General features: G+C 44.5%; 1 protein-coding gene. It reads left to right on the top strand.

Annotated features, from left to right (window positions below):
- On the top strand, nt 1-546 hold a 546-nt coding region (locus tag ABMQ40_RS16705; protein ID WP_370901651.1), incomplete at both ends, for a DUF6443 domain-containing protein.

Raw genomic sequence — 546 nt, 5'->3', positions numbered from 1 at the left:
TGACGGCCTTGGAAGACTGATACAGAATGTATCTGTGAAGGTCACACCATCAGGTAAGGATGTTGTTGTGCCGGTAGAATATGACGCTTACGGAAGAAAACTTAAGAGCTACCTGCCCATACCACAACCAGCATCATCTAACGGGGCTATCTATACCAACCCCCTTGCCAATGTTTCTGCTACCTATGGTGCTGAGAAAATCTATTCGGAGAATATTCCGGAAGCTTCACCTCTGGGCAGGCCTTTGAGCCAGAAGCAGGTGGGAAATGCATGGAACACAAAGCCTATCAATTTTTCTTATGCTTCCAATGTGCTGAATGAAGTAAAGAAATATACGGTGACCACCAGCTGGGCCGAAGGAAGGACTATCAATACCCTGAGCCTCTCCGGCACATACCCTGCCAATACCCTGTACAAATCTACTGTGACGGACGAAGACGGCAATGTCACCATTGCGTTCAAAAATAAAAAAGGGCAGACCGTTTTATTAAGAAAGAAGGAAGATTCCAAAGATGTAGATACCTATTACATCTACAATAAATATGA

Origin of the sequence: Chryseobacterium gossypii (assembly GCF_041361455.1) — a bacterium.
GTDB classification, from domain to species: domain Bacteria; phylum Bacteroidota; class Bacteroidia; order Flavobacteriales; family Weeksellaceae; genus Chryseobacterium; species Chryseobacterium gossypii.
Note: the sequence above shows the minus strand (reverse complement) of the source record. Positions and strands in the feature narration are given on the sequence as shown.